The organism is Sphaerisporangium sp. NPDC049457 (genome assembly GCF_055586705.1).
In genome coordinates this window covers 236,492-256,927 of sequence record NZ_JBVJHR010000016.1, presented here as the reverse complement: position 1 = coordinate 256,927, position 20,436 = coordinate 236,492, and the positions used below count along the sequence as shown (strand labels likewise).

Annotated in this window: 15 protein-coding genes; 9 read left to right on the top strand and 6 right to left on the bottom strand. The window is 72.8% G+C overall.

What is annotated here, in order from left to right:
• The coding region (locus ACZ6QO_RS25480; RefSeq protein ID WP_465854106.1) for a dolichyl-phosphate-mannose--protein mannosyltransferase at window positions 1–761 on the top strand (761 nt) is incomplete at its 5' end.
• 58 nt (window positions 762–819) lie between these two features.
• Here the strand turns inward: ACZ6QO_RS25480 and ACZ6QO_RS25475 are convergent.
• Window positions 820–2,346, bottom strand: coding sequence for a hypothetical protein (locus tag ACZ6QO_RS25475; protein WP_465854105.1), 1,527 nt, complete (start codon window positions 2,344–2,346; stop codon window positions 820–822).
• Window positions 2,347–2,457: 111 nt separating this feature from the next.
• On the opposite strand from ACZ6QO_RS25475, the gene ACZ6QO_RS25470 reads away from it, so the two are divergent.
• The 4 genes from ACZ6QO_RS25470 to ACZ6QO_RS25455 all read left to right on the top strand — a co-directional run bounded on the left by ACZ6QO_RS25470 (window position 2,458) and on the right by ACZ6QO_RS25455 (window position 7,785).
• Window positions 2,458–3,681 carry a glycosyltransferase family 2 protein gene (locus tag ACZ6QO_RS25470; protein WP_465854104.1) on the top strand — a complete coding sequence of 408 codons (1,224 nt, stop codon included), beginning with the start codon at window positions 2,458–2,460 and terminating at the stop codon, window positions 3,679–3,681.
• 125 nt (window positions 3,682–3,806) lie between these two features.
• Window positions 3,807–5,600 (top strand): methionine--tRNA ligase, encoded by a 1,794-nt coding sequence (metG, locus tag ACZ6QO_RS25465; RefSeq protein ID WP_465854103.1) that lies wholly within the window; start codon window positions 3,807–3,809, stop codon window positions 5,598–5,600.
• 86 nt (window positions 5,601–5,686) lie between these two features.
• Complete coding sequence (locus ACZ6QO_RS25460) at window positions 5,687–6,541, top strand: TatD family hydrolase (protein WP_465854102.1); 855 nt, start codon at window positions 5,687–5,689, stop codon at window positions 6,539–6,541.
• A 389-nt stretch (window positions 6,542–6,930) separates the two neighbouring features.
• A complete protein-coding gene (locus tag ACZ6QO_RS25455) occupies window positions 6,931–7,785 on the top strand; it encodes a resuscitation-promoting factor (protein ID WP_465854101.1) in 855 nt (284 codons plus the stop codon).
• 17 nt (window positions 7,786–7,802) lie between these two features.
• Here ACZ6QO_RS25455 and ACZ6QO_RS25450 read toward each other — a convergent pair whose 3' ends face one another.
• Window positions 7,803–9,341, bottom strand: a complete 1,539-nt coding sequence (locus ACZ6QO_RS25450; RefSeq protein ID WP_465854100.1) for a hypothetical protein — start codon at window positions 9,339–9,341, stop codon at window positions 7,803–7,805.
• Entirely contained in the window at window positions 9,338–11,440 is a 2,103-nt protein-coding gene (locus tag ACZ6QO_RS25445; RefSeq protein WP_465854099.1) for a serine/threonine-protein kinase, read from the bottom strand. The genes ACZ6QO_RS25450 and ACZ6QO_RS25445 overlap by 4 nt, the downstream gene beginning before the upstream one ends.
• A gap of 143 nt (window positions 11,441–11,583) precedes the next feature.
• Here ACZ6QO_RS25445 and rsmA point away from each other — a divergent pair, with 143 nt between their 5' ends.
• A complete protein-coding gene (gene rsmA, locus ACZ6QO_RS25440; RefSeq protein ID WP_465854098.1) occupies window positions 11,584–12,441 on the top strand; it encodes a 16S rRNA (adenine(1518)-N(6)/adenine(1519)-N(6))-dimethyltransferase RsmA in 858 nt (285 codons plus the stop codon).
• A 75-nt stretch (window positions 12,442–12,516) separates the two neighbouring features.
• On the opposite strand, the gene ACZ6QO_RS25435 is transcribed toward rsmA, so the two are convergent.
• The gene (locus ACZ6QO_RS25435) at window positions 12,517–13,986 is read right to left on the bottom strand and encodes a hypothetical protein (RefSeq protein WP_465854097.1); all 1,470 of its coding nucleotides are present in this window, start codon (window positions 13,984–13,986) and stop codon (window positions 12,517–12,519) included.
• Window positions 13,987–14,294: 308 nt separating this feature from the next.
• Window positions 14,295–15,911, bottom strand: a complete 1,617-nt coding sequence (locus ACZ6QO_RS25430; protein WP_465854096.1) for a serine/threonine-protein kinase — start codon at window positions 15,909–15,911, stop codon at window positions 14,295–14,297.
• 159 nt (window positions 15,912–16,070) lie between these two features.
• Between ACZ6QO_RS25430 and ACZ6QO_RS25425 the strand changes: the two genes are divergently transcribed.
• A complete protein-coding gene (locus tag ACZ6QO_RS25425) occupies window positions 16,071–17,039 on the top strand; it encodes a 4-(cytidine 5'-diphospho)-2-C-methyl-D-erythritol kinase (RefSeq protein ID WP_465854095.1) in 969 nt (322 codons plus the stop codon).
• A gap of 126 nt (window positions 17,040–17,165) precedes the next feature.
• On the top strand, window positions 17,166–19,019 hold the full coding sequence (locus tag ACZ6QO_RS25420) for an ABC-F family ATP-binding cassette domain-containing protein (protein WP_465854094.1): 1,854 nt from the start codon (window positions 17,166–17,168) through the stop codon (window positions 19,017–19,019).
• A 35-nt stretch (window positions 19,020–19,054) separates the two neighbouring features.
• Here ACZ6QO_RS25420 and ACZ6QO_RS25415 read toward each other — a convergent pair whose 3' ends face one another.
• On the bottom strand, window positions 19,055–19,558 hold the full coding sequence (locus ACZ6QO_RS25415) for a MarR family winged helix-turn-helix transcriptional regulator (RefSeq protein ID WP_465854117.1): 504 nt from the start codon (window positions 19,556–19,558) through the stop codon (window positions 19,055–19,057).
• Window positions 19,559–19,652: 94 nt separating this feature from the next.
• On the opposite strand from ACZ6QO_RS25415, the gene ACZ6QO_RS25410 reads away from it, so the two are divergent.
• Complete coding sequence (locus tag ACZ6QO_RS25410) at window positions 19,653–20,435, top strand: trans-aconitate 2-methyltransferase (protein WP_465854093.1); 783 nt, start codon at window positions 19,653–19,655, stop codon at window positions 20,433–20,435.
• The last annotated feature ends 1 nt before the right edge of the window (window position 20,436 follow it).

Below are 20,436 nucleotides of genomic sequence, written 5' to 3'. Positions count from 1 at the left end.
TGCGCCGCCCGTACGGGGGGATGTTCCGCAACGATCTGCCCACCGCTCTGGCCGGGCTGGCCGCCGTCCCCGCCATCGCCTACATGGCCACCTGGGTCGGCTGGTTCGCCACTCCCTATGGGTGGGGGCGCAACTGGGCGCAGGCCGGATCCGGCGGATGGGCGTACTGGGTGTTCAGCTCGGCGCGGTCGTGGGTGGACTACCAGTTGCAGGTGCTCACCTACCACACCGGCCAGGACACGCCGCACCCCTACCAGTCGTGGCCCTGGGAGTGGCCGCTGCTGCTGCGCCCGGTCGCCTTCTTCTACGAGAGCCCCGGCGGGTGCGGGGCCGGCAAGTGCTCGCAGGCCATGCTCGGAGTCGGCACACCGGTCATCTGGTTCGGCGCGCTGATCGCGATGATCGCCCTGATCGCGTGGTACGTCGCCACCCGCGACTGGCGGGCGGGCGCGGTGCTGCTGGCCTACGCCGTGGGCTGGCTGCCGTGGATGTACTACGCGATCGCCGACCACCGCACCATGTTCCTGTTCTACATGGCGCCCGGCCTGCCGTTCATGATCCTGGCGCTGGTGCTGGTCGCCGGGCTGCTCATCGGGCCCGTCCGCGCGCAGGGCTCGCGCAGGGCCGTCGGGGCCGCCGTCGTCGGGGCGTTCATGCTGCTGGCCATCGTGAACTTCGCCTGGCTGCATCCCGTGCTGTCGGCCGAGCTGATGCCGTACGACGACTGGTACCGGCGCATGCTCTTCGGCCGCTGGGTCTAACCGCTGGGCCACGCCGCCGGGTCCAGCCCGCGGCTACGCTGCCGGGTCCAGCCCGCGGCTACGCCGCCGGGTCCAGCAGGGTCTGCTCGGGAGGCGCCGCCTCGACGGGGCGGCGCGGGCGCAGGCCGTGGCGCACGGCGATGGCGGCGGACAGGAAGGCCAGCGGCGCGGCGGGCAGCAGATAGCGGTAGTCGAACTCGGCGGTGGCGGCCGGCGCGACGACCAGCGCCACCGACGCCACCAGCGGCAGCAGCGCGGGCCCGCCCAGCCGCCGCCAGCGCAGCGCCACCCCCGCGACGCCCACCAGCATCGCCAGCCCGAGGCCGAGGCCCGGCATGGCGAAGACGCGCTGGTAGCGCTCCATGATGGTCGCCCAGGGCCAGTACACCTTGGTGCTGGCCCGCCCCTGCTCGTAGGCGACCATGTCGCGGTCGGTCGTGCCCAGGTAGCTCGGCCACCTGGGCAGCGACGCCAGCAGCCGCGGAGAGTCGTTCCTGTTCACGCCCTTGCTGTTGAACTGGTACTGGTTCCAGGTGTTGGGGTCGGGGAAGACCGGGCGGTCCCAGCGGAAGCTGCGCAGCAGGTCGCCGACGACGGCCGACAGGTAGTCGCCGGGCTGGGCGAGGATCGCCCGCTTGGCGAACTTGCCCGCGGCGTCGTTGATCGACCGGTCGAACTTGTCGGTGCCGTAGCGGTGCAGCACCTCGCCCAGGCCGTTGGACCACAGATAGAGCTGGGAGAACGGGCTGCGCTCGATGTTGGGGTTCGTGCACAGCGGGATCAGGTCCTGTTCGCGCTGGACGTCGATCTGCATCTTCTTGCAGTCGGCGAACTTGGCGGTGCGCATGTACAGGATGAGCCCGTCGCTCTGGGTCATCGCGAACTGGCCGTTGGCGGCGGAGAACCAGGCCATGTACGCGACGACCGGCACCGCGCAGGCGGTCACGACGGCCAGCACCGGTTTCCAGTGGACCCGCTTGACCAGCAGGAAGGCGACGACCACGGCGAGGATCGGCAGCCCGATGCTGCGGGTCAGGGCCGTGAGCGCGAGCAGCAGGCCCACGGCGGCGCCCGCCTTCCACGACATGCGCCTGTGCCACAGGACCATGGTGACCACGCCCACGATGAGCAGCGTGAACATGGTGTCCGACATGATCATCTGTTCGAGCTGGATCTGGTAGGCGTCGAACAGCACCGGCAGGGTCGCCAGCGTCGCGCCCCAGTCGGGCAGCCCAAATTTGCGGCGCAATAGGGCATAGACGAGGACGGCCGTCGCCAGGCCCATGAGGTGCTGGGTAAAGACCACCAGCGCGAAGCTGTGGAACGGCTTGAGGATCAACAGCCAGAATCCGTACCCGTCCGGACGAATGGTGTGCGGGCGGGGGTGCAAGGCGACCGAGACGTACTCGTAGGAGTCGTTGAACCACATCGCCGGCAGGTAGCCGAGCATCGCGATCACGCGCAGGACCGCGCCCAGCGTGCAGGCGATCACGAACAGCCGCCGCCGCTTCAGGAAGCCGAGGAGGCGCGCACCCCTGCGCGGCGTCGGCACTCCGGCCTGTGCCGAGTCGGCAACGGTCACCATGGTTTACAGGATGCCAGCCCTTTCGACGTCTTGACCCGAGCACCGGGGGGCAGAGGGCATCATGGTTGAACTACGCAGACGATGATCCAGGCACGAACGAGGGGTTTCGACGTGGAACTGACCGTGGTCATGCCATGCCTGAACGAGGCGGAGACCGTCGAAACGTGTGTCCGCAAGGCGGTGGCATGCATGGCGGAGCATGGCATCGAGGGCGAGGTGGTGATCGCCGACAACGGCAGCACCGACGGATCCCAGCAGCTCGCCCGGGACGCCGGGGCCCGGGTGGTCCACGTGGACGCCAAGGGATACGGCAACGCCCTGATCGGCGGCATCCGCGCCGCGCGCGGCCGGTACGTGATCATGGGCGACGCCGACGACTCCTATGACTTCACCGCGCTGCTGCCCTTCGTCGAAGAGCTGCGCTCCGGCGCCGACCTGGTCATGGGCAACCGCTTCCGGGGCGGCATCGCCCCCGGCGCCATGCCCCCGCTGCACCGCTACCTCGGCAACCCGGTGCTGTCGTTCATCGGCCGTCTGTTCTTCCCCAGCGCCATCCGCGACTTCCACTGCGGCCTGCGCGGGTTCCGCCGCGACTCGATCCTCAACCTCGGCCTGCAGACCGGCGGCATGGAGTTCGCCAGCGAGATGGTCGTCAAGGCCACGCTGCAGGGCCTGAACGTGCGCGAGGTCCCCACCACGCTGAGCCCCGACGGCCGCTCCCGCCCGCCGCACCTGCGCTCCTGGCGCGACGGCTGGCGCCACCTGCGCTTCCTGTTGCTGTACAGCCCCCGCTGGCTGTTCCTGATCCCCGGGCTGGTCCTCATGGCCATCGGCCTGACGGTCGGCACCGCGCTGACCTTCGGCCCGGTCTACATCGGCAAGCTCGCCTTCGACGTCGACACCCTGGTCGGGGCGTCCGCGGGCGTGGTGATCGGCTTCCAGGCGGTGCTGTTCGCGCTGTTCACCAAGGTGTACGCCGCCGAAGAGGGCTTCCTGCCGGAAGACAGGCGCATCAAGCGCCTGGTCGACGTGGTCACGCTGGAGAAGGGCCTGGTGGCGGGCGGCCTGCTCGCCCTCGCTGGCCTCGCGGGCCTGGTCGCCTCGCTGGCCCACTGGCAGGTGCGCAACTTCGGCGAGCTGATCCCGGCCGAGTCGCTGCGCCTGGTCGTCCCGTCGGCGACCGCGCTCGTCATGAGCTTCCAGACCATCTTCGCGTCGCTGTTCATCAGCATCCTCGGCATCCGCCGCACCAAGGAGACCCCGGTCGACGTCGCCGCCTCCGCCGCCGAGGAGGCCGCCGAGGCGGTGCAGCGCGAGAGCACCCCGGCCGCCTGACCTGCCGTCGCCCGCCAGAGCCGCCCGCCAGAGCCGTCCGGCAGCGCGCCGGGCGGCTCTGGCGCGTCCGGGCGTGTCGTGGTAAACGGTTCGAGACGTTCCGCCGGGGCATCTAGGCTTGTGCCATGTCCCAGCACATCTTGACCGCCGTCGCGTGGCCGTACGCGAACGGCCCCCGCCACATCGGGCACGTCTCCGGGTTCGGCGTGCCGTCCGACGTCTTCAGCCGCTACCAGCGGATGGCGGGCAACAAGGTGCTGATGGTGAGCGGCACCGACGAGCACGGCACACCCATCCAGGTGCAGGCCGACAAAGAGGGCGTGAGCGCCCGCGAGCTCGCCGACCGCTACAACCGGGTGATCGCCGAAGACCTCACCGCCCTCGGTCTCTCGTACGACCTGTTCACCCGCACCACGACCAGCAACCACTACGCCGTCGCGCAAGAGATCTTCAAGGGCCTGTACGCCAACGGCTACATCTTCCCGAAGACCACGATGGGCGCGGTCTCGCCGACCACCGGCCGCACGCTGCCCGACCGCTACATCGAGGGCACCTGCCCCATCTGCGGGTACGACGGCGCGCGCGGCGACCAGTGCGACAACTGCGGCAACCAGCTCGACCCGATCGACCTGATCAACCCCAAGAGCAAGGTCAACGGCGAGACGCCGAAGTTCATCGAGACCGAGCACTTCATGCTCGACCTGCCCGCCTTCACCGAGGCGCTCGGCGGCTGGCTGCAGTCCAAGCAGGGCGAGTGGCGGCCCAACGTGCTCAAGTTCTCGCTGAACCTCCTCGGCGACCTGCAGCCGCGGGCCATCAGCCGCGACCTCGACTGGGGCGTGCCGATCCCGCTGGACGGCTGGCGCGACCGCGGCGACAAGCGGCTGTACGTCTGGTTCGACGCCGTCATCGGCTACCTCAGCGCGTCCGTCGAGTGGGCCCGCCGGTCCGGCGACCCCGACGCCTGGCGGCAGTGGTGGCAGAACCCGGACGCCCGCGGCTACTACTTCATGGGCAAGGACAACATCGTCTTCCACTCCGAGATCTGGCCGGCGATGCTGCTCGGCTACAACGGGGAAGGCGCGCGCGGCGGCGAGCCGGGCTCGCTCGGCAAGCTCGCGCTGCCGTCCGAGGTGGTCTCCAGCGAGTTCCTGACGATGGAGGGGCGCAAGTTCTCCTCCAGCCGCCAGGTCGTGATCTACGTCCGCGACTTCCTCCAGCGCTACGACGCCGACGCGCTGCGCTACTACATCGCGGTGGCGGGCCCGGAGAACCAGGACACCGACTTCACCTGGTCCGAGTTCGTCAACCGCAACAACGGCGAGCTGGTCGCCGCGTGGGGCAACCTGGTCAACCGTTCGATCTCGATGGCCGCCAAGAACTTCGGCGCGGTGCCCGAGGCCGGCGAGCTGACCGACGCCGACCGCGTGCTGCTCGAGCGCAGCCGCGCGGCGTTCCCCGCCGTCGGCGCCGAGCTGGGCAGGTCCCGGTTCAAGAACGCCGTAACCGAGGCGTTCGACGTCGTCCGGGACGCCAACCGCTATCTGGCCGAGCAGGAGCCCTGGAAGCTCAAGGACGACCCCGAGCGCATGAAGTCCATCCTGCACGTCGCGCTCCAGGTCGTCGACGACGCCAAGACGCTGCTCACCCCGTTCCTGCCCGGTTCGTCGAACAAGGTGCACGCCATGCTCGGCGGAGAGGGCGTGTGGTCGGGCATGCCGCAGATCCGCGAGGTCGACGACGAGGACGGCCGTCACTATCCGGTCATCACCGGCGAGTACGACGGCGCGGCCACCTGGCAGTCCACGCCGCTGCGGGCGGGCATCCCGCTGGCGCCGCCGACGCCGCTGTTCCCCAAGCTCGACCCCAAGGTGGTGGACGAGGAGCTCGCGCGCCTCGGCTCCACGCCGTCCGAGTGACCACGCCGTCCGAGTGACCACGCCGTCCGAGTGACCACGCCGCCCGAGACGATGCCGACGATGCCCGAGACGATGGGGGAGCACCGGTGACCGACCTTCCCGCCGCGCCGCCGCCGCTCGGCGCGGAGGTCTTCGACAGCCACTGCCACCTCGACATCATGGTGGGCGACCGCAAGGCGTCCTCCGGCGACCCGGTGGCGCTCGCCGCGCAGGCGGCGGGCGGCGGGGTCGAGCGCATCCTCGCCGAGGCGCGCGCGGTCGGCGTCACCCGCCTGGTGACGATCGGCTACGACCTGCGCTCCTCGCGGTGGAACGCCGAGACCGCCCGCCGGCACGAGGGGGTCTACGCGGGCGTGGCGATCCACCCCAACGAGGCGCACGCCGCCACGCCAGAGGTCCTCGCCGAGATCGAGAAGCTCGCCGGCGAGCCGCACGTGCGCGCGGTGGGCGAGACCGGCCTCGACTACTTCCGCGACTGGGCCTCGCACGACGACCAGCAGGCGTCCTTCCGCGCGCACATCGAGATCGCCAAGCGCACCGGCAAGGCCCTGGTGATCCACGACCGCGACGCCCACGACGACGTCCTGCGCGTCCTCGCCGACGAGGGCGCGCCCGACGTCGTGGTGTTCCACAGCTTCTCCGGCGACGCCGCCATGGCCCGGCGCTGCGCCGAGGCCGGGTACGTCATGTCGTTCTCCGGCCCCGTCACCTACAAGAACGCCGCGAACCTCCGCGAGGCGGCCCGGGTGGCGCCGCCTGAGCTCATCCTGGTGGAGACCGACGCGCCCTACCTGCCGCCCACGCCGCACCGCGGCAAGCCCAACGCCCCCTACCTCATCCCGCTGACCCTGCGCTGCCTGGCCGAGGTCAGGTCCGCGAACGTGGACGATCTCGCCCGCACCATCTCCGCCAACGGCGAACGCGTCTTCGGCTCCTGGTGACCCGGAGGCACGGGCACGCAGGCGCCTACCTCCCCATGGTCCATTTGCGGGACTAGCGGGGGCCGTGCACCCGTCTGGCGCATTCGGCAAGCTCAAGCCCGGTCAATGTCACGGATTGGTTTCGGCGTTCTGGTTGAGGGCGGCCGATCCCGGCGCTAGCGTCGGCAGCCGGTCTTCGGTTCTTCGGTGGGGCCTGACCGCGCGGCCCACCGGTCCCTACCGTCTTCGGTCTACCTGAAGGACGCGCTGTGGATCCATCTCCGGCCCCGAAACGGGGCGTGCGCCGTGCCGGGTCGGGCGGCTCTCGCCGCCGGCGCCCGTCCCGTCCTGTTCCGTCCCGCGGGTGCCCGCCGGTCGCCCGGGTGTGGGCGGGGACGGTGTGCGCGGCCGTGGCGGGCGTCTCGCTCGGCCTGCTGACCGGCCACGTGCTGGCCAAGGAGGTGCGGCTCGCCGTGGACGGCGGCGTGACGACGGTCCGCAGCTTCGGCGGCACAGTGCGGGACGTGCTCGCCGCCGTGGACGTCGAGGTCGGCCCGGACGACGAGGTGTACCCGTCCCCGGCCGCCCCGGTCGCCGACGGCGCGTCCATCGTCGTGCGCCACGCCAGGCCGCTCGCCCTGACCGTGGACGGCAGGCGGAGCATGCACACGGTGACCGCGCTCAACGTGGGCGAGGTGCTCCAGCAGCTCAACCTGAACGATCGCCGGGCGACCCTGTCGGCCTCGCGGATGCGGCAGATCCCGATCTCGGGGTTCGCGCTGGACGTCCGCACGCAACGCCGGGTGACGGTCGTGCGGGGCGGGGTGAGGCTGGACGCGGTGACGACCGGGCGCACGGTGCGCGCCGTGCTGGCCCAGCAGAAGATCACCCTGGCCAGGGGAGACCGGGTGCGTCCCCCGATGGACGCCTTCCCCGAGGACAGCGAGGTGATCCGCATCATCCCGGCGGCGCCCGCCGCTCCGGCGCACACGGCGGCGGTCAGCCCCGCCGTGGCCGCGCTCAACTGGGCCGCCCTGGCGCGGTGCCAGACCCTCGCCAACGTGCGGGCGTTCAACCCCGCGGGGCCCTACTACGGGATGTACCAGATCAGCCTGCCCATGTGGCAGGCGGTCGGAGGCGCCAGGACGCCGCTCGACTGGCCGGCCGCCGAGCAGACCTACCGCGCCCAGCTCCTGTTCCAGAGAGTCGCCGGCCGCTGGCGCGCCCAGTGGCCCGGCTGCGGCTCCCGCCTGTTCACCCACTGACCACGCGGCACGGGCCGTCAGCCGCTGACGGCGGCGCCGAAGTCGGCGGACGCGCCGCCGGGGACGGCGGGCACCCCGTCGCGTCCCGGGACGAGCAGCCGGGCCGCCGCGCCGTCGCGCAGCACCGCGACCGCCCCACCGGGGGCGTCCTGCCGATCGGGCACCCCGGCCAGCAGCCCCGCGCCCGGACCGAAGGAGTCCGCGGCGCCGAAGGCGGCGATCGACCAGCCGAAGTGGTCGTACGGACGTGCCGGACTCGCCTGCGCCACCGCGCCGGTCGCCCCTCCGCTGAGCGGCACCAGCCTGATCACGCCCGCCTGGGCCGCGCCGGCGGAGTCGAACGGGCCGCCGATGGCCAGCCGCAGCGCCGTGGCCGACCCGACCATGGCGAGCGACCAGCCGAGCCCGCTCCCGGCCTTGGCGGGCTGGTCCGCCAGGCCCTCGCCGCCGAGCCTGATCGTCTTGGCGGGGGCGGGCCTGCCGTCCTTGCCGAGGGTGAACGTCTGCACCAGCCCGGCGTCCTTGACCCCTCCCACGTCGGCGAGCGGCGCGCTGACCGCCAGGTACGGCTTGCCGCCGGACTCGGCGTAGGCGACGGAGTACCCGTACCGGTCGCCGGCCTGCTCGGTGACACCCCGCACCGAGTCTGGAAGGCCCCACTTCATGGTGTTGTACGTCTTGCCGGCCTCCGCGGCGTCGAAAATGATCACGACCGCTCCGGTGTCGGCCTTGCCCGCCTGGCCGGCCTGCGCGCCGATCCCGTCGTCGTTCTCGTACGGGGTGCCGACGACGAGGTCCACCGAGTCGGCGCGCCCGCCGAAGCGGCCGAAGACCAGCGACCAGCCGTACATGTCGCCCATCTCGCTGTTGCCGATGACGCCCTCGGACTGCTGGGTGACCCGTATCGCGGGCTCGATCCCGCCCTCGGGCTTGGCGCAGTACAGATAGATCGCGCCGGAGTCGCCGACGCGGTCGGCGTCCTCGTACGGCGCGCCGACCGCGATCACGCCCCCGGGACGGTCGGAGGAGCGGGCGGCGGCCAGCGACCAGCCGAAATGGGCGTCGCGCTCGGGCGCGGAGGCGGTGATCCTGGTGATCGCGCTCGCCGGGACCCGTCCGTCGTAGGCGCCGCCGCGGATGACGTACACCGCTCCGGCGTCGGCGGCGCCGTCGGCGTCCGCGTAGGGGGCTCCCACGATGACGTCCAGGCAGCGGTCGCGGTCGTAGTGCGTCGTGCGGACGGTCCAGCCGAACGCGTCACCTTCCTGCGGGTCCGGCGCGGTGATCACCAGGCCTCTGTCCTGGCCGTCGCCGCCGATCGGCAGGACGTGCACCGCTCCGGCGCCGCGGACGCCCGCGGCGCCGGCCAGCGGGTCGCCCGCGACCACGTCGTCGCGGCCGTCACCGTCGAAATCGGCGGCGCCGGCTTTCGAGCAGTCGGCCACGGCCGCGGCCTCGGCGCGCTGGGCGGCCGGCGCGGCCAGGGAGGCGGCGAGCAGGCCGGCCGTGAGCAGACCGGCCGTGAGCAGGCCGGGCGATAAGGAGCGCAGGATCACAGCCGCACCTCGATGGTCGTCGTGTCGGAGATCGGCACCTTCAGGGTGGCCGGGCCCCGAGCCGGCGGCAGGTCGTAGACCAGCACGCCGTCGAGCCTGCCGCCGGGGGCGAGGGTGCCGGGCGCCGGGTCGGTGGCCGCGAGCGGCTCGTGCTCGCCGCCGCGGTCGTCCACCAGCACCGGCGGCGTGGCCGCGACCGGCGCCGGAACACCGCCGGGGTTGATCAGGGTCCACCTGATCACGCAGAACCTGCCCTCGTCGGGCGTGGCGCCCTGGTAGGAGGTCAGGCCGCATTGGGGCCGGGACGGGATGACGAACTGCGCGCCGTCGGGCGTGGCGCCCGTCGTGTAGCGCCGGCCCACGTCCGTCTGTCGGGTGGGGCTCGGGGCGGTGACGGCCGCCACGCCGGTCGCGCGGACCGGGGTGCGATCGGGCAGCACCATCACCAGCACGACCGCCGTGACGACGAGCCCGCCCAGCACCGTCAGCAGCGGCACCAGCCACTTGCGTCCGAGAGACCTTCGCGGGGACCCGGTCGCGGCCTCGGGCAGCAGGGAGGGCACCGTGGCCCCGTACCCCTCCGCCGAGGGCCGGGTGTTTTCGCGCCGCGCCCCCATGGAGGTGGCGGGCAAGGTTGAGAGATCGGACGCTCCGGAGGCCCCGGGCGCGGTCAACGTCTCAGTAGCAGGAGCAGAGGCCCCCGGCCCAGTGGCCCCACCGGCCCCGGCGGGCGCCGGAGAGGCGGACACGGCGGACACGGCCGACACGGAGGGCCCAGTGGACGCGGCGTCCCCGACGGACGCGGCAGACGTGGTGGATGCGGCGTGCCCAGTGGACATGGCGGACGCGGTGGGCCCGGCGAGGCCTGGCCCGCCGGTGGACGCCGCGGCGGTCGGGGTGCGGGGAGTGCCGGAGGCGGCGGTCGTCGCCGGAACGGCGGGCGCGCCTGTGCCGGGCCCGGTGAGCCGCGAAGAACGCGGGGGCAGGGCCAGACCGGGCAGCGACAGGCCGGGGTTGGTCTCGTCGTCGTCCCCGATGCCCTCGCCGCCGGGGCCGGTAGCGGAAGGGGCGGCGGTGGAGGGGCCGATACCGGAGGGGCCGGTGGAAGGGTTGAGGGGCAGGGGCTGGGGGGCGGAGTCTTCGGCGGGGGTGGCGGCGGCGACGTTCGCGGGGGGCTCCCACGACTCGTTCAGCATCTCGCTGGCCACGAGCGTCGGCGGGTCCACCGGCACGGCTCGCGCGGAGACCGCCGACGGCGGCGGCGTGGCGCCGGTCGGGTCGCCGCCGACCAGCGCGATCAGCAACTCCTGCGCGGAGGGCCTGCGCCGCGGGTCGGGGTCGGTGGCCTGCCGCACGAGCCGGTCCAGCGGCGCGGGGAGCGTCCCGAGGTCCGGCCGGCCGGCCAGCACGCGGGAGGCCAGCGTCATCAGGTCGCCGCGCCCGTACGGGTGCCGCCCGTTGCCGGCGTAGGCGACCAGGCATCCCCATGCGAACACGTCGGCGGCCGGGGTGATCTCCTCGCCGCGCACCTGCTCCGGCGCCCACCAGCCGGGGCTGCCGAGCAGCTCGCCCGACCGGGTGACCCCCTGGGTGGCGTCGAGGGCGCGGGCGATGCCGAAGTCGATGACGCGCGGGCCGGACATCGAGAGGATCACGTTGGCCGGCTTGAGGTCGCGGTGGACCAGCCCGGCCACGTGGATGGCGGCGAGCGCCGCGGCCACGCCCAGGGCGACACCGTGCAGCGTGCCGGCCTCCAGCGCGCCGTAGCGGGAGATCTGCCTGTTCAGCGGCGTTCCGGCGATGTACTCGGTGACCATGTACGGCCGGCCGTCGTCGGCGTTGCCGTTGTCGAGCACCTCGGCGGTGCAGAAGGACGCGACCCGCCGTGCGTTGGTGACCTCGGCGTGGAACCGGACCGCGAAGCCCTCGTCCACCGTGAACTCCGCCTTGACCACCTTCACGGCGACGAGACGCCCCGTGGGCGCCTCGGCGAGGTAGACGGTGCCCATGCCGCCCTGGCCGAGCCGGCCGAGGAGCCTGTAGGGCCCAATGGACGGGGGATCGGCAGGGAGCAGCGGGTCCGCACCGGTACGGTCCATTGACGACGCCTCCTCACTCCCTGGCGTGGCCACACTACTCATGCCCACTTTCCTTCCGCTTGAAGATCGGTTACGGCTCGCAGGCGATTGGAGGCGGTTCGTCCGCCGACTCTAGGGAGTGTTCGGTGCGAGACACTGAATGGATGGGGAGTTCAATTGTGGGTTTGCTAGGCCCGGCCGAAATACGTACTTTGGCGCACAAGCTCGACCTTCGTCCCACAAAACGGCTCGGACAGAACTTCGTCATCGACGGGGGAACGGTCCGGCGCATCGTCAGAGTGGCCGAGGTCACAGCGGACGACGTCGTGATCGAGGTGGGGCCCGGCCTCGGGTCGCTCACGCTGGCCCTGCTCCCCGAGGCCGCCCGGGTGATCGCGGTCGAGATCGACCCGGTCCTCGCGACCCAGCTCCCGCTGACCGTCGCCGAACGGGCGCCCGACCTGGCCGGCCGCCTCACCGTCGTCCAGGCCGACGCGATGCGCGTCCGCCCCGAGGAGCTCGGCGGGCGGCCCACCGCCCTGGTGGCCAACCTGCCGTACAACGTGGCGGTGCCCGTCGTCCTCCATCTCCTGGAGGTGCTGCCGTCCCTGGACAAGGGGCTGGTGATGGTCCAGAGCGAGGTCGCCGAGCGCATGGCCGCGGGGCCGGGGTCCAAGGTGTACGGGGTGCCCTCGGTCAAGGCGGCCTGGTACGCGGACGTGCGCCGCGCGGGGGCGGTCGGCCGCACGGTCTTCTGGCCGGCGCCCAACGTCGACTCCGGGCTGGTGGCGATGACCCGCCGCGAGCCCCCGAAGACCACCGCGTCCCGCCAGGAGGTGTTCGCGGTCATCGACGCGGCCTTCGCCCAGCGGCGCAAGACGCTGCGCGCCGCGCTGGCCTCCTGGGCGGGCACGGCCGCCGCCGCCGAGACGGCGCTGCGCGCGGCGGGCGTGGACCCCTCCCAGCGCGGCGAGCAACTCCGCGTCGAAGACTTCGCCCGCATCGCCGAACACCACCCCTGACCCCGCCCACCCGCCGGTACGGCGATGGCGGCGCCGCTTTGCGGTGCCTGGCCTGGGGAACGTTCGTGTGGTGGGTCAACCGGCGACGGCGGCGCCGAAGTCCATGCCCTGGTACGGGACACGCCGGCTCTCGTCGGACACCTCGATCCTTCCGTCGCCGGGACGCGACGGCGCGGCGTCCGTGCCGCCCAGCGGGACCAGGCTGACGGCTCCGGTCCCATCCCGGTCGGGGGCGCCGATGACCACCCAGCCGTCGCCCGCGCCGCTCACCGCCCAGCCGAAGTGCTCGAAGTTCTGCGGGCTCCGCGCCCGGATCAGGTGGCTCCCCTGCGTCGGCGGCCGGCCGGGGTCGAGCGGCTCGCCGCTCGCCGGGTCGGTCGCGCCCAGCGTCAGCACGTGCACCGCCCCCGTCTCGGGATGCCGGCCGTCCCCGTCGTTCGGCGCGCCGACCACCAGGTGATGGTCCCCCGAGAACGCCAGCGAGAAGCCGAAGGCGTCGTTCGGCTCGCCGGCCTCCATCTGCCCCTGCCAGATCGTTCCGGCCGGGCGGGGATCGCGGACGGACCGGCCGCCGGAGAACAGTTGGACGAGCCCGGCGTCCTTGACCGACATCGGGTCGGCGTACGGGGCACCCGCGGCGAGACGGCCGGAGCCGCCGGCGGCGCCGTAGGCGAGGGAGTATCCGAACAGGTCTCCCGCGCCGACGCTGACCGGCAGCGAGTCGATCACCTCGGACAGGTCCCAGCCTCGGCCGCGATACCAGGTTCCGGCGCTCTCCAGCGGGTCGTACAGGACCGTCACGGCCCCCGCGTCCCGAACGGGCCCGCTCTTGCCGGGGGTGTCCTCGTATGGGGCGCCGATGGCCAGGTCCGCGCCCGGCCCTCCGGCGAGCCGGCCGAGGGCGAGCGACCAGCCGAACAGGTCGCCCGCCTCGCCCTCCCCGGGCACTCCGGGCGACTCCTGGGTGATGCGGCGCGGCTCGCCCGGGACGCGGCCGTTCGCGCCGCCGAAGCGGTACAGGTAGACCGCGCCGGAGTCGGGGATCCCGTCGGCGTCCTCGTGTGGCGCCCCGACGGCGACGGCGCCGGAGGCGACGGCCAGGGACCAGCCGAAGTGCGCACCGTTGCGCGGCGCGGGCGGGCGCAGGTCGAGCCGGTCGCCGGCGCCGGGACGGCCGAAGCGGCTGCCGCCCCAGTAGATGGTGACGATGCCGGCCGCCGGCACTGGCGTGACGCGGCCGCTGGACTTCTCGGTCACGTAATCGATCCGGTGCGGGCCGGCGACGACCAGGTCAAGACAGGCGTCGCCGTCGATGTGCCCGGCGCGGGCCGTCCAGCCGCTCAGGCCGCCGCTCCGGTCGAACGGCTCGCCCACCACCTCGGGGAACCCCTTGCCGGTGCCGCGCAGGAAGAAGAGCCGTCCCGCGCCGGACCACTGGTCGGCGGGTTCGCCGAAGGGGTCGCCGACGACGACGTCGTTGAGGCCGTCCCCGTCGAAGTCCGCCGTTCCCGCCTTCGCGCACTCGTCCGGGGCCACCCCGGACACCGGCGGCGCTCCGGACGCGGATGCCGTCGGCGGTGCTCCGGTAGGAGAGCCCGCGGGCGCTGCGGACCCCGGCGTTCCCGCGGTCACGGACACGGAGGGTGTGGTGGACGCGGTAGGTGCGGTGGACGCGGACGGAGGGCCGGACGCCGATGGCGCACCGGATGCGGAGGGCACATCGGGCGAGCCGTACGAGGGCGTGGCGCCGAGAGGAAGCAGGACCACAATCGGCAGCGCGAACGACAGACCTCTCAGCCAGAAAGCTCGACCGGTCATCTTCGCACCTCCTCGCCTGACCGTGCGCCCCGCCCTCACAGGCGGATCTCGATCGGGGCTTCGTCGCTGACGACCCGGCCGGCGAGGGCGACGGCGGCACGGTCGGCGGCCAGCTCGTACATCCCGCCGAACGTCCGCACCTCTCCCGGCTGAAGGTCGACGGGCCGGCTCGGCGGACCGGGATCGGGCTCTCCCAGGGCGGTCTGAAGGCTGGTCTTGATGACTCCGACCATCTTGTGCCGCTGCGCGGCGTCATCGACCAGGTCGAGCTGCCCGGTCAGCCTGATCGGCGCCCCGCCCATGTTGAGCAGGAACCAGTAGGCGCGGCATCGCTGCCGTCCGGGCACGCGCTCGCCGTCCACCAGGACCGGGGCGCCGCAGACGGGCGGGGCGCTGACGAGGAGCTGGAGGCCCTGGCCGCCGACGGAGATGCGCCGTCCGATGTCGCCGGTCTGCGCGGAGCCGCCCCGTCCGGTCGTCGTGCCTGCGGTCAGGGCTCCCCAACGGGCCACGAGGACGGCGGCGGCGCACACCGCGAGCGTCGCGACGACGGCGATCACCATCCGCCTCCGTCGTCGCCTCCGCTCCGGCGACGCTTCCGGCCCGGGACGCGAGCCCCCGAACGGCCCCCATCGCCGCCCCGGTCGCCGGTACGAGTCTCCCTGCGAGTGCGGTCCTCGGCCCGGCTCCCCGCCTCGTCCGGCGGGGTGCCGGCGATCGCCGGCCGCCGTGTCCGTGACCGGGTCCTGCAGGTTCTTCGGCGGCTCCCAGAGCGCTTCGAGCACGCGCGTGGAAGGGCCGTCGCCGGTGTCGTCGCCGCCGATGAGGGCGAGCAGCAGGTCCCTGGCCGTGGGACGGGCGGCGGGGTCGCGTTGGAGCGTGCGGCGGACCAGGCGGTCCAGCGGTTCTGGCAGTCCACTGAGCCGTGGCTCTTCATGCAGGATGCGGTAGGCGATCGTCATCGGGTCGCCCTCGCCGAACGGATGCCTCCCGCTGCTGGCGTAGGCGACCAGGCATCCCCAGGCGTAGACGTCCGCCGCCGGGGTCACCGGCCTCCCGTCGATCTGCTCGGGGGACCACCAGCCGGGGGTGCCGACGACCTCGCCGGTCAAGGTCGGCCCGGTGAGGTTGCCGAGCGCGCGGGCGATGCCGAAGTCGATGACCCTCGGCCCGGTCATCGACAGGATGACGTTGCCCGGCTTGAGGTCGCGGTGGACCAGCCCTGCCGCGTGGATGGCGGCCAGCGCGGCGCAGATCCCGAAGGCCATCCCGACCAGCGGCGACTCTTCGAGCGGGCCGTAGGTCGCGATCTGGGAGGACAGCGGGGTGCCGGAGATGAAGTCGGTGACCATGTACGGCCGCCCGTCCTCGGCGATGCCGTCGTCCAGCACTCTGGCCGTGCAGAACGAGGCCACCTTGCGGGCGTTGGCGACTTCGGAGCGGAAGCGCGCGGCGAACCCGGCGTCCTCGGTGAACTGCCGCTTGACGACCTTGATCGCCACCGGCCGGCCGGTCGGGGAGGTGCCCAGGTAGACCGTGCCCATGCCGCCTTCGCCGAGCCGTCCGGTCAGCGTGTACGACCCGATCGTGGCGGGATCGCTCTCTCGTAGCGGGGAGGAGACGTTCTGGCCGTCGATGGCTCTCTCCTTCACCGTTCACCCCGTGGTCCCCGAACGGTCACCGTACAGAGCTGGGACGGGCTTTGTCCGTCTGTTTAGTTACATATCCGGCATTGTGGGCGGTGCTCAAGTGTGCGGCCGGGAGGGGTGACCGCCGAGGGGCGGTGCTACGGGGCGTTACGATCGGATCCCGTGACCTCCGTGACCGTCCGAGTGCCCGCCAAGGTGAACCTGCAGCTCTCCGTCGGCCCCCGGCGCGACGACGGCTACCACGACCTGGTGAACGTCTTCCACGCCGTCTCCCTGTTCGACGAACTCACGGCGACCGACACGACGACGGCGGCGGGGGAGCCCGTGCCGTCCGAGGCCATGGCGTCCCCGGAGCCCGCCGCCTGCGAGGTCACGGTGCGCGTCGAAGGGGACTCCGCCGGCTTGGTTCCGCTCGACGGGGAGAACCTGGCGGTCAAGGCCGCCCTCGCCCTGGCAGCGCGCGCCGCGCGGGCGGTGCGGGTCCATCTGACCATTCGCAAGGCCATCCCCGTCGCGGGCGGCATGGCCGGCGGCAGCGCCGACGCGGCCGCCGCGCTGGTCGCGTGCAACGAGCTGTGGGGTCTCGGCCTGGATCACGAGGAACTCATCGACATCGGCGCCGGCCTCGGCAGCGACGTCCCCTTCGCCCTGTTCGGCGGTACGGCCGTCGGCACCGGCCGCGGCGAGAAGCTTGAGGCCGTCCAGGTCGGCGGCCGATTCCACTGGGTGTTCGCGCTCGCCGAAGGCGGCCTGTCCACGGCCAAGGTGTACGGCGAGTGCGACCGGATGCGCGAGGCCACCGGGGAGCAGGTCGCCTGGCCGCGGGCCGATGAGGCCCTCATGGCGGCGCTCGCCGCCGGCGACGCGAACGCGCTCGGCGAGGCGCTGGTGAACGACCTGCAACCCGCCGCGCTGATGCTCTGCCACCCCTTGGTGCGCACCCTGGCCGCGGGACGGGAGAACGGCGCGCTCGGCGCCCTGGTCTCCGGCTCCGGCCCCACCTGCGCCTTCCTGGCCGGTTCCGAGGCCGCCGCGGTCAACCTGGCAGTGGCCCTGCGGGCGGCGGGCGTCTGCCGTACGACCGTCACCGCCCACGGCCCCGTCCCCGGAGCCACGATCATCCCCACCTGATGATCACCATCCACGTGAGCCCGGAAAGGGCCGAGTCCTGAACGCCTGACGTGTTGCCGACCGTTCGGGGGCGGGCAGGGGCGGGGCGGTGCGGTGGGGGGTGGGCGCGGATAGGCTTTGAGTGCGATGAATCTGGTTAACCTCGAATCGGTCTCCCATGCCTATGGTCCCAAGCCCCTGCTCGGCGAGGTGTCGCTCGGCGTCGAGGCGGGCGACCGCGTCGGCGTCGTGGGGCGCAACGGCGACGGCAAGACCACGCTGATCTCCGTGATCGCCGGCACGCTCAAGCCCCACGCCGGCCGGGTCACCCACACGCGTGGGCTGCGCATCGGCTTCCTGTCCCAGCGCGACGACCTCGACCCCGCGCTCACCGTGCGGCAGGTCGTGCTGGGCGAGCGCGCCGAGCACGAATGGGCGGGCGACCAGGCGGTCAGGGAGATCCTGGCCAACCTGATCGGCGACATCGAGCTGTCGGCCCTGGTGGGCGAGCTGTCCGGCGGCGAGCGGCGGCGCACCGCGCTCGCCCGGCTGCTCATCGACGAGCACGATCTCGTCATCCTCGACGAGCCGACGAACCACCTCGACATCGAGGCCATCGCCTGGCTGGCCGGCCACCTCTCGCAGCGCCGTTCCGCCCTGCTCGTCGTGACGCACGACCGGTGGTTCCTGGACGCGGTGTCCACGCGCACGTGGGAGGTCGTGGACGGCACGGTCCAGCGGTACGAGGGCGGGTACGCCGCCTACGTCCTGGCCAAGGCCGAGCGGGCGCGCATCGCGCAGGCGGCCGAGGAGCGCCGGCAGAACCTCATGCGCAAAGAGATCGCCTGGCTGCGCCGGGGCCCGCCCGCGCGCACGTCCAAGCCGAAGTTCCGCATCGAGGCCGCGCAGGCGCTCATCGCGAACGAGCCTCCGGCGCGTGACACCGTGGAGCTGGTGAAGTTCGCCGCGGCGCGGCTCGGCAGGACGGTCTACGACCTCGATCAGGTCACCTTGCACGCGGGCGGTCCGGGGGAGGGCCCGCTGGTGCTCGACCGGTGCACCTGGCAGTTCGGCCCCGGTGACCGCGTCGGGCTGATCGGGGTGAACGGCTCGGGCAAGTCGTCGGTGCTGCGGCTGCTCGCCGGCGGGGTCGACCCCGACTCCGGCACGGTCGTCCGCGGCAAGACGGTGCGGCTGGCGCACCTGTCGCAGGAGCTGGCCGAGCTCGACCCGAGCCGGCGCGTGCTCGAAACCGTCGAAGAGATCCGCAAGTTCATCCAGGTAGGCAAGCGAGAGTGGACCGCCTCGCAGCTGCTGGAGCGCCTGGGCTTCCGGGGCGAGGCCCAGTGGAAGGTGGTCGGCGACCTGTCCGGCGGCGAGCGGCGGCGGCTGCAACTGCTGCGGCTGCTCATGGACGACCCCAACGTGCTGCTGCTGGACGAGCCGACCAACGACCTCGACATCGAGACGCTGAACGAGCTTGAGGACCTCCTCGACGCCTGGCCGGGCACGCTGGTGCTGGTCAGCCACGACCGCTACTTCCTTGAGCGGGTGACCGACCGCTGCGTGGCCCTGCTGGGCGACGGCCGGCTGTCGCTGCTGCCCGGAGGCGTCGACGAGTACCTCCAGCGGCGTTCCTCCGGCACGGCCCTGACCGCCCGGGCGGGTTCGGCCCCGTCGGGTTCGCGCGCGCAGGGCGGCGCGGACGCCTCCGCCGCGCAGACCGGCGGAGCGCAGGCGGGCGGCGGGCAGGCGGACGGCGCGCAGGCGCCGGGTCTGTCGGCCAAGGAGCTGCGCGAGCTGCAGAAAGAGCTGTCCAGGCTGGAACGCCAGCTCGACAAGATCAGTGGGCGCGAGACGGTGATACACGCCGCCATGGCCGACGCCGCCTCCGACTACGGCAGGCTGGCCTCCCTGGACGCCGAGCTGAAGGAGCTCCGGGCGCAGAAGGAGACCGTCGAACTGGAGTGGATGGAGCTCGCCGAGCGGCTCGGCGAATGACCCGCTCGTAGTGGTCGTCCTGTCCCTACCCCGTGTCAGGCGCCGTTCTGGGCGGAGTCGAAGGGGGCGAGGATCGTCCGCAGGAGGGCGGCGAGGGTGTCGCGGTCGGCGGGGGCGAGGCCCGCGAGCAGCTCTCGCTCGCGCCGGAGCAGGTCGGCGAACGCCTCGTCGACGCGGGCCCGCCCCTGATCGGTGAGCGACACCAGCACGCCGCGCCGGTCTTCGGGGTCGGGCCGCCTGCGGACCAGGCGGGCGGCGGCCAGCCGGTCGATGCGGTTGGTCATGGTGCCCGAGGTGACCAGGGTGGCGCGCAGCAGGGCCCCGGGGCTCAGCTCGTACGGCGGGCCGGACCGGCGCAGGGTGGTGAGGACGTCGAACTCCCACGGCTCCAGGCCGTGCTCGGCGAACGACGCCCGGCGGGCGCGGTCGAGGTGGCGGGCCAGCCGGGACACCCGGCTCAGCACCTCCAGCGGCGAGACGTCGAGGTCGGGACGCTCCTGGCGCCAGGACATGACGAGCTGGTCCACCTCGTCCCGCACGGACTCTTCGGCGGTGCCATCGCCGCGGCGCGTCGTCATGGGCAGAGTCTATCTCTCTTGACATCGAGAGATCTCGCCGAGTATGAATATCTTGATGTCAAGAGATATGTGGGATCCCGCCGTCTACGGCCGGTACGCCGACGAGCGTGCGCGGCCCTTCTTCGAGCTGATCTCCCGCGTCCGCGCCGAGAGTCCCGAATACGTGGTCGACCTCGGCTGCGGCACCGGCGAGCTGACCGCCGCGCTGAACGAGCGCTGGCCGGGCGCCATGGTCCACGGTGTCGACAGCTCGCCCGCGATGATCGCCAAGGCCCCCGCGGGGCCGGCGTTCAGCGTGGGCGACGTCCGCAGCTGGCGTCCCGAGCGCCCGGTGGACGTGATCGTCTCCAACGCGCTGTTGCAGTGGGTGCCCGAGCACCGCGAGCTGCTGCCCCGGTTCGTGGAGTCCCTGCGTCCAGGGGGCTGGCTCGCCTTCCAGATGCCAGGCAACTTCGACGCCCCCAGCCACGCCGCGGTCAGGCGGCTGTGCGGCAGCCAGGCCTGGCGCGACCTGCTCGGCGACCTGGCGCGGTACGCGCCGGTCGGAGACCCCGAGGAGTATCTGGAGCTGCTCGCCGGGCTGGGGTGCGAGGTCGACACCTGGGAGACGACCTACGTCCACCTGCTGCAGGGCGAGAACGCCGTGCTCAACTGGATCATGGGCACGGCCCTGCGCCCGATCCTCGACCGCATCGGGCCCGACCAGATCAGACGCGAGGCGTTCCTCGCCGAGTGCGCGAGCCTGCTCTCTGAGGCCTACCCGCGCAGGCCGTACGGCACGGCCTTCCCGTTCCGCCGGGTCTTCGTCGTCGCCCGGACCTCGCAACCCCGCCGTTAAG

Excerpts from the sequence above, each read along its gene's own strand:
- ACZ6QO_RS25475 (WP_465854105.1), bottom strand. The coding sequence starts at position 2,346 with ATGGTGACCGTTGCCGACTCGGCACAGGCCGGAGTGCCGACGCCGCGC.
- metG (WP_465854103.1), top strand. The coding sequence starts at position 3,807 with ATGTCCCAGCACATCTTGACCGCCGTCGCGTGGCCGTACGCGAACGGC.
- ACZ6QO_RS25445 (WP_465854099.1), bottom strand. The coding sequence starts at position 11,440 with ATGGACCGTACCGGTGCGGACCCGCTGCTCCCTGCCGATCCCCCGTCC.
- rsmA (WP_465854098.1), top strand. The coding sequence starts at position 11,584 with ATGGGGAGTTCAATTGTGGGTTTGCTAGGCCCGGCCGAAATACGTACT.
- ACZ6QO_RS25420 (WP_465854094.1), top strand. The coding sequence starts at position 17,166 with ATGAATCTGGTTAACCTCGAATCGGTCTCCCATGCCTATGGTCCCAAG.
- ACZ6QO_RS25410 (WP_465854093.1), top strand. The coding sequence starts at position 19,653 with ATGTCAAGAGATATGTGGGATCCCGCCGTCTACGGCCGGTACGCCGAC.